The following is a 16143-nucleotide window of genomic DNA, read 5'->3' as shown; positions in this document are numbered from 1 at the left end:
CACGTCTGGGTCTGAGTCGCAGTGATCAGCCGATGGTCACCGGTTCGGCCGGGTCGAGTTCGCGGGCTTGGGGGCCGGCCTCGGGCCGGTGTGCGCGGTGCGAGCGCACCTCGTAGACAAGCAGTGCCACCCCGACCGCGGCGGTGCACGCCGAAACCGCGAACAGCAGCGGGCTCACCTCACCGGTCAGGGCGTCGCCGAGCACCACCACCGCGGCCGTGCCCGGCAGCAGACCTATCAGGGTGGCCACCGAGTACGGCACCAGTCGCACCGCCGAGGCACCGGCGGCGTAGTTGATCACCGAGAACGGGATCGCCGGAATCAACCGCAGCGACACCACGGCGGGCCATCCGCGCTGACGAAGGCGGGCGTCGAGTGAGTCGAGCCGCGGATGACGCACCACCCGGCTCAACTGCCAACCGAACACCCGCATCAGGATCAGCACACCCACGGCGCTCAGCGCGCTGGCCACCACCGCCAGCAGAACACCCAGCCAGGGGCCGAACAGCAGGCCGGCGGCCAGGGTGAACGCGGTCCGCGGGAAGGGGAACACCGTGACGACGGTGTGCGCAACCAGAAACGCCACCGGAAACCACGGCCCCAACGTCTGCGCCCAGTCCCGCAGTTGCACCGCCGAGGGCACGGGGACCAGCAGTGCCACCGCGACCAGGCTCAAGACGACCGCCGTGGTCAACGCCAAGCGTCGTAGCGCCACTTGGCGCGCTGTGGCGATGAATGCCGACCAGGCGCCACGCAGCACCTGCGGGATTCGGGTCGCGGCGGGCATCACGGCACTCAAGAGTACGGGCCGGGGGTGAACACTTCGTGTCACTCAGCGGGAGTTTCGCCGCTCGGCACACCTCACCCGTGTCGGCCGATCGGCATCATTTAGCCTGGTTGACACATGTTGGGTAGCGATTCAACAGCTACTCGCGAGTAACCACAGGAGTCGCCGGTGTCAATCGACGTGTCCGCCGAACCCGCCGGCATCCAGCAGGCCCGAGCACGCTGGCGTGCCGCCGTGGCCGGGGTGCTGGCCAAGAGCGCGCGCCGCGAGCCGGCCGATATCGACGCCGAGACCGGCGGTGAGCCCGAGCGGCTGCTGGACACCCCGGTGGAGGGGTTGGCAGGGCAGGGCGGCTTCGCCGTTCGGGCGCTCTACACCGCGTTGGACGCGCTACCCGAGCCGCCGTTGCCGGGTCAGTGGCCCTTCGTGCGCGGCGCCGACGCGCGGCGCGATGTCAACACCGGCTGGAAGGTCGCCGAGGTCTTTCCCATCGGCGGATCGGCTTCGGCCGCCGACGCCAACGGCGCCGTTCTGAGTGCCCTGACCGACGGCGTCAGCGCGCTGACACTGCGGGTCGGCGAAGCGGGCGTGCCGGCTGCCGAGCTGCGGGGCGTATTCGACGACGTCTACCTGGACCTGGTTCCGGTACTGCTCGACGGTGCCGGTGCCGGCGACTACACCACCGCCGCCGAGACCATGCTGGCCCTGGTCGAGGCACTCGACCCGGACAATCGCGCCAATTTGTCGGTGGATTTGGGCGCCGACCCGCTGACCGCGCCGCTGACTGACCGTTCGGCACCGTCGATCGACGAGGTGATCGCGGTGGCGTCGCAGGCCGTCGCGCATCCGGGGGTGCGGGCCATCGCCGTCCACGGCCCGGCCCTGCACAACCTGGGCGCCGGCGCGTCGGGGGAGTTGGCTGCCGGCCTGGCCGCGGCCGTGGCCTACCTGCGGGTGCTCACCGATGCCGGCCTGTCGGTGGCCGACGCCGCCCGCCAGATCAGCTTCCGGATCGCCGCCGACGATGACCAGTTCATCACGATCGCCAAGATCCGGGCGGCGCGCCAACTGTGGGCGCGGGTCACCGAGGTCGCCGGGGCGCCTGAAGCCGGTGCCGCCGTCGTCCACGCCGAGACATCCCTGGCGATGATGACGCAGCGTGACCCGTGGGTGAACATGCTGCGCACCACCCTGGCCGCCTTCGGCGCCGGTGTCGGCGGAGCTGACACCGTGCTGGTGTGGCCGTTTGACACGGTGATCCCGGGTGGGCAGCCCGGCACCTCGACAACGTTCTCGCGGCGGATCGCCCGCAACACCCAACTGCTGCTGCTCGAAGAGTCGCACCTGGGCCAGGTCCTGGACCCGGCCGGCGGGTCCTGGTTCGTCGAAGACCTCACCGAACAGTTGGCGCAGCAGGCCTGGCGTCAGTTCCAGGAGATCGAGGAGCTGGGCGGATTCGAGGCCGCCCGCGGGCACATCGGCGAGCGGATCGCCGAGGTTGCCGCCGCGCGGGCCGAGGACATCGCACATCGGCGCAGTGCGATCACCGGCGTCAACGAGTACCCGAACCTCGACGAGGCGCCGTTGCCGCCGTCTGCGACACAGAACCCGCCGGCCGGCTTGCGGCGCTACGCTGCGCAGTTCGAGGCGCTGCGAGACCGCTCCGACGCCTACCTAGCGCGTACCGGTGCCCGGCCGCAGGCGTTGCTGCTGCCGCTGGGGTCGATCGCCGAACACAACGTTCGGACTACCTTTGCCGCGAACCTGCTGGCCTCCGGCGGCATCGAGGCGATCAACCCCGGCACGGTGAACGCCGAGCAGGTGGCCGACGCCGTGGCGGAGGCCGGCTCACCCGCTGCGGTGGTGCTGTGCGGCAGCGATGCCCGTTACGGCGCCGAAGCGGCCGCGGTCATCGGGGCGGCTCGTACCGCCGGAGTCGACCGGGTCTACCTGGCGGGGCCGGCCAAGGCATTAGCCGGCAACTCCGACACCGATCCGAAGCCAGACGACTACCTGACCATGAAAATCGATGCGGTGCAGGCGCTGTCGGACTTACTGACCCGATTGGGGGCCTGAGAGCCATGACCACGAGCACCTCACATGGCACGCTCGGCAGTTTCGCCGAGGTTGCGCTGCACGGTGACCGCGTCGCCGAACCGGTGACCGAGAGCGCCGTCGCCGAGCACGTCGCGGCCGCCGCGGCCGCGCACGGCTACACACCTGAGCAGCTGGAATGGCAGACCCCGGAGGGAATTGCGGTCAAGCCGGTGTACACCGCGGCCGATCGCTCCGCCGCGGTCGCCGAGGGTTACCCGCTGGACAGCTTCCCCGGCGAGGCGCCGTTCGTACGCGGGCCGTACCCGACGATGTACGTCAACCAGCCGTGGACGATTCGCCAGTACGCCGGGTTCTCGACCGCGGCGGACTCCAACGCCTTCTACCGGCGCAACCTCGCGGCCGGTCAGAAGGGCCTGTCGGTCGCGTTCGACCTGGCCACCCACCGCGGCTACGACTCGGATCACCCCCGGGTGCAGGGTGACGTCGGAATGGCCGGGGTCGCAATCGATTCCATCCTGGACATGCGACAACTGTTCGACGGGATCGACCTGAGCGCGGTCAGCGTCTCGATGACCATGAACGGCGCCGTGCTGCCGATCCTGGCGCTGTACGTGGTGGCCGCCGAGGAGCAGGGGGTGCCACCGGAGAAACTGGCCGGCACCATCCAGAACGACATCCTCAAAGAGTTCATGGTGCGCAACACCTACATCTATCCGCCGAAGCCCTCGATGCGGATCATCTCCGACATCTTCGGCTACACCAGCGCGAAGATGCCGAAGTTCAACTCCATCTCGATCTCGGGCTACCACATCCAAGAGGCCGGTGCCACAGCCGATCTCGAGTTGGCCTACACGTTGGCCGACGGGGTGGACTACATCAAGGCCGGCCTGGATGCCGGTCTGGACATCGACAAGTTCGCGCCCCGGCTGTCGTTCTTCTGGGGCATCGGGATGAACTTCTTCATGGAGGTCGCCAAGCTGCGTGCGGGCCGCCTGCTGTGGAGTGAGTTGGTCGCCCGCTTCGACCCCAAGAGCTCGAAATCGCTGTCACTGCGCACGCATTCGCAGACCTCGGGATGGTCGCTGACCGCCCAGGACGTCTTCAACAACGTCGCACGAACCTGCGTCGAGGCGATGGCCGCCACCCAGGGTCACACCCAGTCGCTGCATACCAACGCCTTGGATGAGGCGCTGGCACTGCCGACTGACTTCTCCGCCCGCATCGCCCGCAACACCCAGCTGCTGTTGCAGCAGGAGTCGGGCACCACCCGGCCGATCGACCCGTGGGGCGGTTCCTACTACGTGGAGTGGCTGACCCACCAGTTGGCGCAGCGGGCCCGGGCGCACATCGAGGAGGTCGAGGCGCACGGCGGCATGGCCCAGGCCATCAGCGAGGGCATCCCGAAGCTGCGCATCGAGGAGGCCGCCGCCCGCACTCAGGCCCGCATCGACTCCGGGCGTCAGCCGCTGATCGGCGTCAACAAGTACCAGGTCGCCGAAGACCAGGAGATCGAGGTCCTCAAGGTCGAGAACAGCCGGGTGCGCGCCGAGCAGTTGGCCAAGCTCGAGCAGCTGCGCGCCGAGCGCGACGAGGCTGCCTGCCAGGCCGCGCTGGCCGAGCTGACTCGGGCGGCCGGCGCCAATGGTCCGGCCGGTGAGGACGGGCTGGGCAACAACCTGATGGCGCTGGCCATCGACGCCGCCCGGGCCAAGGCCACCCTCGGGGAGATCTCCGACGCGCTGGAGAAGGTCTACGGTCGCCATCAGGCCGAGATTCGCACGATCTCTGGCGTCTACCGTGACGAAGTCGGGAAGGGCAGCAACATCGCTAGCGCAACCGCTCTGGTGGAGAAGTTCGCCGAGGCCGACGGCCGCCGGCCCCGCATCCTGGTCGCCAAGATGGGCCAGGACGGCCACGACCGTGGCCAGAAGGTGATCGCCACCGCGTTCGCCGACATCGGCTTCGACGTGGACGTCGGTGCCCTGTTCTCCACCCCCGACGAGGTGGCCCGCCAGGCTGCCGACAACGACGTGCACGTGGTCGGGGTGTCCTCGCTGGCCGCCGGGCACCTGACGTTGGTGCCGGCGCTGCGTGACGCGCTGGCGCAGGTCGGCCGGCCCGACATCATGATCGTGGTCGGGGGAGTGATCCCGCCCGGCGACTTCGACGAGCTCTATGCCGCCGGGGCGACCGCGATCTTCCCGCCCGGCACGGTGATCGCCGACGCTGCGGTGGACCTGCTGAAGACCCTCGCGTCCCGGCGAGGGTACGAGCTCGCCGACCAAGCAGAACCGGCGGCAGACCAGAAATAAATGGCCGACAACGTGTCTGACACCGTCGCCGAGTTGGCGGCGGCGGTGCGCTCCGGCGACCGCTCCGTGCTGCCGCGGGCCATCACCCTGGTCGAGTCCACCCGCGCCGATCACCGCCAGCAGGCACAGGAGCTGCTGCTGGAGCTGTTGCCTGACGCCGGCGGGGCGCGGCGGGTGGGCATCACCGGTGTTCCCGGCGTGGGCAAGTCGACCACCATCGAAGCCCTCGGGATGCACCTGATCGAGCAGGGCCACCGGGTGGCGGTGCTCGCCGTTGACCCGTCCTCGACGCGCACCGGTGGTTCGATCCTGGGGGACAAGACCCGGATGCAGCGGCTGGGGACGCACGAACGCGCCTACATCCGTCCGTCGCCGACGTCGGGCACCCTGGGCGGGGTCGCCAAGGCGACTCGCGAGACGGTGGTGCTGCTGGAGGCCGCCGGTTTCGACGTGATCCTGATCGAGACCGTCGGCGTCGGCCAGTCCGAGGTCACAGTCGCCAACATGGTCGACACCTTCGTCTTTTTGACCCTGGCCCGCACCGGCGACCAGTTGCAGGGCATCAAGAAGGGTGTGCTGGAACTGGCCGACATCGTGGTGGTCAACAAAGCCGACGGCAACCACTTGGCCGAAGCGCGCCTGGCTGCACGAGAGTTGTCGACCGCGATCCGGCTCATCTATCCCCGCGAAACGCTTTGGCGGCCACCGGTTTTGACGATGAGCGCGATCGAGGGCACCGGGCTGCCGGAATTCTGGGAGACCGTCGAGCGGCATCGGCAGACGCTGATCGAAGCGGGCGAATTCGACGCCCGGCGCCGGGCACAACAGGTGGACTGGACCCGCCAGTTGGTCCGCGACGCCGTGCTGGAACGCGCACTGTCGGACCAGGCGGTGCGCGCCGTGCGCACCGAGGTGGAACAGCAGGTACTGCGCGGAGAACTGACCCCCGCGCTGGCCGCCCAGCGAATCCTCGAGGCCATCTGGAATTAGTGGCACGCGCGTGCGGTAATCCGACTTATATCGGCCGGTGGACGCGGTAGATTCCCAACCATGACACAGCATCTCGAGGTTCGTCGGGCGCAGCTTCCGGCGAACGTGCACGGCGTTGCCGACCCGAACTTCGCCTGTGCTGTGCGCGCCTTCGCCGCAATGTTCCCGGGTCGCCGTTTCGGCGGCGGGGCGCTGGCGATCTACCTCGATGGACAGCCCGTGGTGGACGTGTGGACCGGATGGTCGGACCGGGCGGGACAGGTGCCGTGGTCGGCCGACACCGGCGCCATGGTGTTCTCGGCGACCAAGGGTGCGGCGTCGACGGTCATCCACCGGCTGGTCGACCGAGGACTCATCGACTACGACGTGCCGGTGGCGCAGTACTGGCCGGAGTTCGGGGCGAACGGCAAGGCCGCGATCACCGTCCGCGAGCTGTTGGGACACCGAGCAGGCCTGACCCACCTCAACGGCGCCAGCAGGGCGGACCTACTGGACCACGTGACGATGGAAGCCCGGATGGCCGCTGCGGCGCCGGGACCCGAGCGCGGCAAACCCGCCTATCACGCGCTGACGTACGGCTGGCTGGTGTCCGGGCTGGCCCGGGCCGTCACCGGCGTGGGAATGCGTGAGCTGTTCCGCACGGAGCTGGCCGGACCGCTGGGTATCGACGGAATGCACCTGGGCCGCCCGCCCGCCGACGCTCCTACCGTCGCAGCGGAGATCATCATGCCCCAGCGCAGTCGGCGAAACGCGGTAGTGGACCTGGTGGCGCCGCGGGCCGCCTCGGCGCTGCGGTACGGGGGCCTGGGCGCCTTCTACTTCCCAGGGGTGATGGACACCGTCCGCGGCGGCATTCCGTTCCTGGACACCGAGGCCGCCGCCCTCAACGGGGTGGCCACCGCCCGCGGGCTGGCCCGCCTCTACGGCGCCCTGGCCAACGGCGGGCAGATCGACGGCACTCAATTGCTGTCACCCCAACTCGTGGCGGGCCTGACCGGTCCGCACACGCTCGAGCTAGACCGCACCATCGGGGTTCCGTTGGCGTTCCACCTGGGCTATCACGCGATCCCGTTCGGACCGGTGCTGCCCGGATTCGGTCACGTCGGGCTGGGCGGATCCATGGGGTGGGCGGATCCTGCCTCCGGGCTGGCGATCGGCTTCGTGCACAACCGGCTGCTGACCCGATTCGTGGCAATCGACCATGCCGGTTTCGTCGGAACGGCCGCGCTGATTCGCCGCGGCGTCGCCCAGGGGCGCCGGCACGGCTACACGCCGATCCCGCAGCTGGGGGAGCCGTTCGCCGCGCCGGATGCCGCGACCGGCTAGTGGTGGTGCGCCGCTGTGCCGAATGGCGGCGACCCGCTTCACCCGGCTCCGCCGGGTTCGCGATCGCCGCTGTGCCGAATGGCGGCGACCCGCTTCACCCGGCTCCGCCGGGTTCGCGATCGCCGCTGTGCTGAATGGCGGCGACCCGCTTCACCCGGCTCCGCCGGGTTCGCGATCGCCGCTGTGCTGAATGGCGGCGACCCGCTTCACCCGGCTCCGCCGGGTTCGCGATCGCCGCTAAGGTTGCCGGGTGACTGACCGTACGCCGAAGCTCTACATCTTCCCGCATGCCGGCGGATCGCCGCAGTACTACGTGCCGTTCTCCAAGACCTTCACCACCGACGTCAAGCGCATCGGCGTTCAGTACCCGGGCAAGGGCGGAACCCATGACCTGGGCGCCTTCACCAGCATCGAAGACCTCGCCGACCAGGTCTGCAAGACGGTCGCACCGCCGGCTCCGACTGACGGGCCGGTCGCCTTCTTCGGTCACAGCATGGGCGCGCTGCTGGCGTTCGAGGTGGCGCGCCGATTCGAGGCCGACGGACATCGGATTGCCGCGCTGTTCGTGTCGGCTGCGGGCGCACCGGGACGAGCCGGCTACGACAACATTCCCGAGTCCGACCGCGGCCTGCTGGACGCCGTCAGCACCATGACGGGAGTCAACCCCGAATTCTTGGAAAACGAGGAGTTCGCGGCCAAGATCCTCCCGACCCTGCGCGGCCTGAAAGCCATCGCGAACTATGACTGTCCGCCCGAGGCGCGAGTGACCTGTCCGCTGTTTGCGTTCCATGGTGACGAAGATGACGTCGCCACCGCGGAGAAAGTGGGTCCGTGGGCGGAGCGCACCACCGCCGAATTCAGCGCGCGGGTGTTCACCGCACCCGGCCACCACTTCTACCTCACCGAACACCTGCCGGAACTGGTCGGCGATATCGAGCAGAAGATCGCGCAGTACTGCCAGGAATGAGCGCCCGGCGCGGCTGAAATGTGAATGGGCGCGTGGTGCGGAAAGTTACTCGTGAGGCGCGCACGTGACTTCTCCGCTACTATGGCGGATCTGCTGCGTTTGCGCTGTATGTGGGCCATAAATTGCCTGTCAGCTGCGCTTCCGTGGTAGCCTCCGCGGAGGGAAACGCCTGGGATGTCGGGGTCCAAGGAGTTTTAGCGCAGGTTCCAAACATCCAGAAGGGGTACCCGTGGCGTTGGTCGAATCATCCGCACCGGCCGTGACGGCCGGGCGATCGCAGCGCTCGGAGGTCCCCGCCCCCGTCTCCACCCGGCACGGCGAGCAGCCAACCTGCGCTGAGGCTGAAGTATTCAGCTGAGCAACCCCTCCAGGGATGCCCGCCAGACCTGATCGCGTGGGGGATCCATCCCAAATCTCGCTAATCCAATTGCATACCTCCGCTGTGCAGGGACCTAGCGCAGCGAAACCGTCAGTTCGGACAGTAAGCGCAACGACTCTCGACGGGGCCGAAGTACTCAGCAGGTGAGGTCCAAGGACCTGACAGCATAAGGAGAAGACAACGCAATGTCGGTAACTGAAACGCACATCCCGACCCTGTTGGCGAACCTCGAGCGGGACAAGCCAGACGAGCCTGCGTACACGTTCATCGACTACGACGTCGACCCCGCCGGCTACCGCGAGACCGTGACATGGTCGCAGCTGCGCAACCGCGTCCGGGTGGTGGCGGCCGAACTGGCGACCTGCGCCTCTCCCGGCGACCGGGTGGCGATTCTGGCCCCGCAGAGCCTGGAGTACATCGTCGGGTTCTACGGTGCGCTGGAGGCGGGCATGATCGCCGTCCCGCTGCCGGTGCCGATGTTCGGCGTGCACGACGAGCGCGTGTCGGCGGCGCTGCGTGACAGTGCTCCGGCGGCGATCCTGACGACCACGTCGGCGGTCGGTGACATCGCCAGCTCGATCAAGGGCCTGGGCGGAAAGCCGCCGGTGGTCATCGAGATCGACGCGTTGGACCTCGACTCCGAGCCGCTGGCAGCCCCCGGCGCGACGGCACAGACCAAGGTTGCCTTCCTGCAGTACACGTCGGGTTCGACCCGGACGCCGGCCGGCGTCATGGTCACGCACGCCAACGCCGTGTCGAACATGGTGCAGATGGCTGACGACACCTTCGCGCTGACCGGCGGAAAGGCGCCGGAAGGACTCAACCTGGTGTCGTGGATGCCGTTCTACCACGACCTGGGTCTGCTCGGAACTGTCATCTACCCGATGGTCCTGCGCGTGCACACCGTGCACATGAGCCCGATGGCGTTCCTGGCGAAGCCGGCGCGCTGGATGCAGGAGCTCGCCAAGGCTCCCGTCGGATTCACCGGTGGGCCGAACTTCGCCTACGAGCTGGCCGTGCGGCGGACCTCCGACGAGGACATGGCGGGTCTCGACCTGAGCAACGTGCACACCTTCTGTTTCGGTGCGGAGCGCATTCACGCCGCGACGCTGCGACGCTTCGTCGACCGATTCACCAAGTTCAACGTGAACCCTGCCGCCCTGCGCCCCGGCTACGGGCTGGCCGAGGCGAGCGTCTACCTGACGTCCAACACCCCCGGCAACCCGCCGCCGACCGCGCGGTTCGACTACACCAAGCTGGCCGCCGGTACGGCCGTGCCCAGTGGTGCCGAAGGTGGCGTCGAGCTGGTCAGCTGCGGTGTTCCTCGGGCCTGCACCCTACGTATCGTGGATCCGGAAACCCAGACCGAAAACCCGGAAGGCACAGTCGGCGAGATCTGGACACACGGCCCCAACGTCGCAGCGGGCTACTGGCACAACCAGCAGGCCACCGAAGCTACCTTCGGTGGCAAGCTCGTCGACCCGACTCCGGGGACACCGCAGGGGCCCTGGCTCATGACCGGCGACCTCGGCGTCATCTCCGGAGGAGAGCTCTACATCGTCGGCCGGATCAAGGACCTGCTGATCGTCGACGGGCGTAACCACTACCCGGACGACATCGAGGCCACCGTTCAGGAAATCACCGGTGGGCGTGTCGCCGCGGTCTCGATCCCCAACAGCCACTCCGAGCAGCTTGTTACGATCGCGGAGTTCAAGAACAAGGGGGGTTCCGATGAGGAGATCCTGGACAGGCTGACCGAGGTACGTCGCAAGGTGACGGCCGCGCTGTCCAAGGCGCACGGCCTGGTGAGTGGAGACCTGGTCCTGGTGTCGCCGGGTGCCATCCCGATCACGACCAGCGGCAAGATCCGCCGTTCCAGCTGCGTAGAGATCTACCAGCGTGATGGATTCGACCGACTGGATGCTACTGCTCGGTCTGTATGACAGATGACGAGCTGCTCGCGCGGCTCTCGGGGAGGTTGAGTTGAGCGAGAAGAGTGCTGCGCCGGTCGGGGGGCCGGATCGTCGGGCGATTGTTGCTGAGGCGCTGCGCAAGATTGATGATTTGACGGCGCGGTTGGCGGTTGCTGAGGCCGGCGATACTGAGCCGATCGCGGTGGTGGGTTTGGGCTGTCGTTTGCCTGGTGGGGTGGATGGTCCGGCCGCGTTGTGGCGGTTGTTGTGTGATGAGGGTTCGGGGATTGTTCGGGTTCCGGCGGATCGCTGGGATGCTGATGCGTTCTATTCCTCGGATCATTCGGTGCCGGGAACGATTTGTTCTCATGATGGCGGGTTTTTGACATCGTGGCAGCCGGCGGAGTTTGACGCGGAGTTTTTTGGCATATCGCCGCGTGAGGCCGATGCGATGGATCCTCAGCAGCGGTTGCTGATGGAGGTGGCCTGGGAGGCGTTGGAGCACGCCGGGATCACCAAAGAGACGATCCGGGGCACCCAGACCGGCATCTTCGTCGGTATGACCACCAATGATTACGCGCTGGACATCATGAGCCAGATCCGACCACAAGAAGTCGACCCGTACGTTCCCTTCGGCAACGCGGCCAATTTCGCGGCGGGTCGGTTGTCGTATTTCTTGGGTGTGCATGGTCCGGCGATGATGGTGGATACGGCGTGTTCGTCGTCGTTGGTGACGATTCATTTGGCGTGTGCGAGTTTGCGGCGTCGGGAGTCGGATCAGGCGTTGGCGGCCGGGGTGAACTTGATCTTGACCCCGCAGAACAGCATTGCGACGTCGCGGTGGGGGATGTTGGCCCCGGATGGTCAGTGCAAGACCTTTGATGCGGCCGCCGACGGCTACGTCCGCTCGGAAGGCGCTGGGGTGGTGGTGCTCAAGCGGCTCTCGGATGCCCAGCGTGATGGTGACCGGATCTTGGCGGTGGTGCGGGGTTCGGCGGTGAATCAGGATGGGCCGTCGTCGGGTCAGACGGTGCCGTCGGGTCCGGCGCAGCAGAAGGTGGTGCGGGCGGCGTTGGCGTCGGCGCGGTTGGAGCCGGGCGATATCGATTATGTCGAGGCGCATGGCACCGGTACGGCGTTGGGTGATCCGATTGAGTTGGATGCCTTGTCGGCGGTGTTTGGTGAGCGGGGTTCTTCGGCGCCGTTGGTGCTGGGATCGGTCAAAACCAACCTTGGTCACCTTGAATCCGCCTCAGGCGTCGCGGGCTTTATCAAGACGGTGTTGTCGGTGCAGCAGGGTTTCATTCCGCGGCATTTGAATTTCTCGGAGTTGACGCCGAACGCCGGCGCGGGCGCGTCGAAGTTTGCGATTGCTGGTCAGGGTATGGATTGGCCGGTGGTGTCGCGTGCGCGTCGGGCGGGGGTGTCCTCGTTTGGGGTGTCGGGCACGAATGCGCATGTGATCGTCGAGCAGGCGCCGGATGTTGAGGTTGTCGCGGCGGCTCCGGCGGTGCCGGTGAGCACGTTGGTGGTGTCGGGGAAGTCGCCGGCGCGTATCGCGGCCACCGCTGGAGTACTCGCACAATGGATGGCCACCGACGGCGCCGAGATCGCGCTGCCGGACATCGCACATGCGCTCAACCATCACCGCACTCGCCACCAGAAATTCGCCACCATCGCTGCCCGCGATCACGAGCAGGCCGTTACCGCGCTTGCTGCACTGGCCGCCGGTGAATCCGCACCGGGTGTGGTGGAACCGGCTGCAGTGCTGCCCGGACCCGGCACTGTGTTTGTGTTTTCGGGTCAGGGTTCGCATTGGGTGGGGATGGGTCGTCGGTTGTTGGCCGATGAGCCGGTGTTTGCTGCCGCTGTTGCTGAGTTGGAGCCGGTTTTTGTCCGGCAGGTGGGTTTTTCGCTTCGTGAGGTGATTGCCGACGGCGTTGAGATTTCTGGTGATGCGCAGGTGCAGCCGGTGATCATGGGGTTGCAGTTGGCGTTGGCTGCGTTGTGGCGTTCCTATGGGGTTGTGCCGGATGCGGTGATTGGGCATTCGATGGGGGAGGTGTCTGCGGCGGTGGTGGCCGGGGCGCTGACGCCGGAGCAGGGTTTGAAGGTGATCGGGGTGCGGTCGGCTTTGATGTCGCGGCAGGCCGGTCAGGGTGCGGTGGCGTTGTTGGAGCTCGATGCCGCCTCGGCTCACGAGTTGTTGGCGGGTTATCCCGGTGTTGAGGTGGCGGGGTATTTGTCGCCGCGGCAGACGGTGGTGGCCGGTGCGCCGGCGGATGTGGATGCGGTGATTGCTGCGGTGGCTGCTGCGGAGCGGTTTGCGCGGCGGGTGAATATGGAAGTGGCTTCCCATACCGCGTTCATGGATCCGATCCTGGATGAACTGCGTGCCGAACTGGCCGACATCACCCCCCAAATGCCACAGATCCCGTTCCTGTCCACTGTGGTCGATCCGCTCGGGCCCACTCCGGTGCTCGACGCCCGCTACTGGGCAGACAATGTGCGCCAACCGGCCCGGGTGAATCAGGCGGTCGCTGCCGCCGGGGACAAATACGGCACGTTCATCGAGATCAGCCCGCACCCGATCCTTACCCACACCATCGACGAGATCCTGGACGCGGTGCCGCACTGCAGCGTTGCCACGCTGGTGCGCGACGGCGATGACACCGTCGCCTTCCATCAGCATCTCAACAGCGCCCACCCGGTGAGCCCGCGCGAACTGCCGCACCCATCGGGGTCTTACCCGGTGCTGCCGACCACACCGTGGCGGCACACCCATCACTGGCTTGTGGTCGAAAGCTCCATCACCGCAGCCGAATCCGCACCACGGCCGGGCCTGCTGCTGGGCACCCACATCAAGATCGGCAGTACGCCGACCGTCCACCTGTGGCAAGCCCGGCTGTCGCCGGAGACCAAGCCGTATCCCGGCAGTCACCGCAACAACGGGGTGGAGCTGGTCCCGGCATCGGTGCTGCTGCAAACCCTGTCGGACGCAGCGTTCGAAGTCAGCGGAGACTCAGCGGTCAGCGAGATCCGGTTCGAGCACCCGATTCTCGTCGACCGGCCGCGGACCATCCAGGTGGTCGCCGACGGCGAATCAGTGACAGTTTCGTCGAAGGCGGTTTCCGACGACCCGGCCGCCCGGTGGGTCAAACACCTCAGCGCCCGCATCACGCCGCGCAACGAATCTGTCGGGCTCGCTGTTGATTCCAGCCTCACCAACGGCCACAGCGGAACCCCCTTCGATGACGACGCGGTGACCGCGCTGTGGCTCACCTGGGGCAGCGAGGGGCGTCCCTTCGAGTGGTCGCTGACCTCCGGTCGGGTCACCGCGACCCAATTGCGTGCCGACGTCGCGTCCGCACAGTCCGGCACGGCAGCGCTGCTCGACGCCGCTCTGCATGTCGCCCGCCTGGTCGACAACACCAACCCCGAGCTGATGGTGCCGGCGTCGGTCGATGAGGTCCGCTTCGGCGACGCACCGGCCGACGGTCGGGCCGGAGTCACAGTGCACCGGCGCGACGGCGGTGAGGGCGAACTCATCGTCGACATCGCCGTGACCACCGCCGACGGCGGCCGGTGTGTCGACATCCGCGGGCTGCGCTACACGGTGCTGAACGTGGCCACCTCGGACGACCCGAGCTCGATCGCCCACGCGATCGACTGGCAACCCTGGGACGCCGAACTGCAGACCCCGAGTCAGCCGGGAACCCTGGCGGTGGTCGGTGGCGGTGTCGCCGCCGACCGGCTGCGCGACACCCTGAGCGCAGTTGGTCACCCCAGCGTCGGGATCACCGAGGCTCAGAACGTTGTCTACGTCGCCGACCCGGGCCCCGCCGACGAATCCGACCTGGACTGCGCGGCCCGCCTGGCCGGTGAGGTAGCCGATCTGGTGGCCACCCTGGCCGACCGCGACACCCACCCGCCGGCCCTGTGGATCGTCACCCACGGCGTCCACGAGGCCGCCTCCGCCGCTGCGGTGCGCCAAAGCTGCCTGTGGGGAATGGCGGGCGTGATCCGGGCAGAGCAGCCGCAGCTGTGCGGTGGGCTGGTGGACCTGCCCAGTGAAGGGTCCGCTGACACCGGCGATGCGGCCGCTGCAGCGCTGTCGAGCATCCTGCGCACGCCGGCCAAGTCCATTCTGGTGTGGCGTGAGGACCAGTTCCTGACGCCGGCGTTCACGCCGATCTCCGGTCCGCAGCAGCGCGAGCCGATGGTCTGCCAGCCCGATGGCGCCTACCTCATCACCGGCGGTATGGGAGCGCTCGGCCTGCTGATGGCCGGATGGCTGGCCGACCGCGGTGCCCGGCGCCTGGTGTTGGCCGGCCGCAGCGCCCTGCCGCCCCGGCGCGATTGGGACTCCGAGGAGATCGAGGAGGGCGTGCGGAACAAGATCTCCGCGGTCCGGGCGTTGGAGCGGCGCGGTGTCACTGTTGACGTGGTCGGTCTCGACGTCGGATCCCGGGTTGCGGTGACCGACTTGTTGGCCCGCCGCGACGCCGCCGGTGCCCCGCCGATCCGCGGCATCATCCACGCCGCCGGTATCACCGAGGGGCAACTGCTCACCGAGGTAGAACCCGAGCGGCTGCGTGACACCATGTGGCCCAAGGTCGCGGGCGCCCAGGTGCTCAACGAGCTCTTCCCGCCTGCCAGCCTGGACTTCTTCTTCATGACCGCAGCCGCCGGCGCAGTGTTCGGTGTTCCTGGTCAGGGTGCCTACGCGAGCGCCAACGCCTACCTGGACGGTCTGGCCCGTGCCCGCCACAAGCTGGGCTGCCACAGCGTCAGCCTCGACTGGGTGGCGTGGAAGGGCCTGGGGTTCGGGGCCGAGGCACATGTCGTGCTGCACGAGCTGGAGCGGATGGGCTCGCGGCCCATCACCCCGGCGGAAGCCTTCGCCGCCTGGGACCACGTGGAGCACTACGACGTCGCGCAGGCCGTGATGGTGCCGCTGCCCAGGGAAGGAAAGCCCGGGGAGTCCGCTTCCGGTCCCGCCGAGCCGGTCCGCGACTGGGCGCAGCTGCCCGCCGATGAGATACTGAGCGAGCTGGAAATCGGGTTGCGCAGCATTCTGGCGCGCGAGCTTCGCATGTCGGAGGCTGAGCTACAGCTGGACCGGCCGTTCGCCGAACTCGGTTTGAACTCCGTGATGGCGATGGCGGTGCGCCGTGACATCGAACAGCTGGTCGGTATGGAACTGTCGGCCACCATGCTGTGGAATCACCCGACGACTGCGGCACTGGCGGCGCACCTGACCGGCAAGCTGTTGCCGCAGGAAGAGGCCGGCGGTGACGCGGCAGCCGCAGGCGGTGAGCTGCCGGAGTCGGCCGACAGTGTTTTGAACGAGCTGTTCGACAGCGTGGAATCGGCTCCGGCCGGATGGGACGGGATCTAGTGGGAATTGA

General features: G+C 67.8%; 8 protein-coding genes. 7 read left to right on the top strand and 1 reads right to left on the bottom strand.

All coding sequences use genetic code 11. The features are described from left to right. Window positions 1-25: 25 nt before the first annotated feature. Window positions 26-787 carry a TVP38/TMEM64 family protein gene (locus RCP37_RS11470; RefSeq protein ID WP_308487045.1) on the bottom strand — a complete coding sequence of 254 codons (762 nt, stop codon included), beginning with the start codon at window positions 785-787 and terminating at the stop codon, window positions 26-28. A 168-nt stretch (window positions 788-955) separates the two neighbouring features. Between RCP37_RS11470 and mutA the strand changes: the two genes are divergently transcribed. The 7 genes from mutA (at window position 956) to RCP37_RS11435 (ending at window position 16133) form a co-directional block, all read left to right on the top strand. After that, window positions 956-2863: a methylmalonyl-CoA mutase small subunit gene (gene mutA / locus RCP37_RS11465; RefSeq protein WP_308483258.1), complete on the top strand. Its 1908-nt coding sequence runs from the start codon at window positions 956-958 to the stop codon at window positions 2861-2863. Between the two features lie 5 nt (window positions 2864-2868). Beyond that, window positions 2869-5157, top strand: coding sequence for a methylmalonyl-CoA mutase (gene scpA / locus RCP37_RS11460; RefSeq protein WP_308483257.1), 2289 nt, complete (start codon window positions 2869-2871; stop codon window positions 5155-5157). Continuing rightward, a complete protein-coding gene (gene meaB, locus RCP37_RS11455) occupies window positions 5158-6147 on the top strand; it encodes a methylmalonyl Co-A mutase-associated GTPase MeaB (protein WP_308483256.1) in 990 nt (329 codons plus the stop codon). 60 nt (window positions 6148-6207) lie between these two features. Further along, complete coding sequence (gene lipL, locus RCP37_RS11450; protein ID WP_308483255.1) at window positions 6208-7473, top strand: esterase/beta-lactamase LipL; 1266 nt, start codon at window positions 6208-6210, stop codon at window positions 7471-7473. A 250-nt stretch (window positions 7474-7723) separates the two neighbouring features. After that, window positions 7724-8440 (top strand): thioesterase II family protein, encoded by a 717-nt coding sequence (locus tag RCP37_RS11445; RefSeq protein ID WP_308483254.1) that lies wholly within the window; start codon window positions 7724-7726, stop codon window positions 8438-8440. A gap of 564 nt (window positions 8441-9004) precedes the next feature. Next, entirely contained in the window at window positions 9005-10762 is a 1758-nt protein-coding gene (locus RCP37_RS11440; RefSeq protein WP_308483253.1) for an AMP-binding protein, read from the top strand. Between the two features lie 40 nt (window positions 10763-10802). After that, window positions 10803-16133 carry a type I polyketide synthase gene (locus tag RCP37_RS11435; protein WP_308483252.1) on the top strand — a complete coding sequence of 1777 codons (5331 nt, stop codon included), beginning with the start codon at window positions 10803-10805 and terminating at the stop codon, window positions 16131-16133. Window positions 16134-16143: the final 10 nt, after the last annotated feature.

The sequence above is a fragment of the Mycolicibacter sp. MU0102 genome, from assembly GCF_963378105.1.
GTDB classification, from domain to species: Bacteria; Actinomycetota; Actinomycetes; order Mycobacteriales; family Mycobacteriaceae; genus Mycobacterium; species Mycobacterium holstebronense.
Note: the sequence above shows the minus strand (reverse complement) of the source record. Positions and strands in the feature narration are given on the sequence as shown.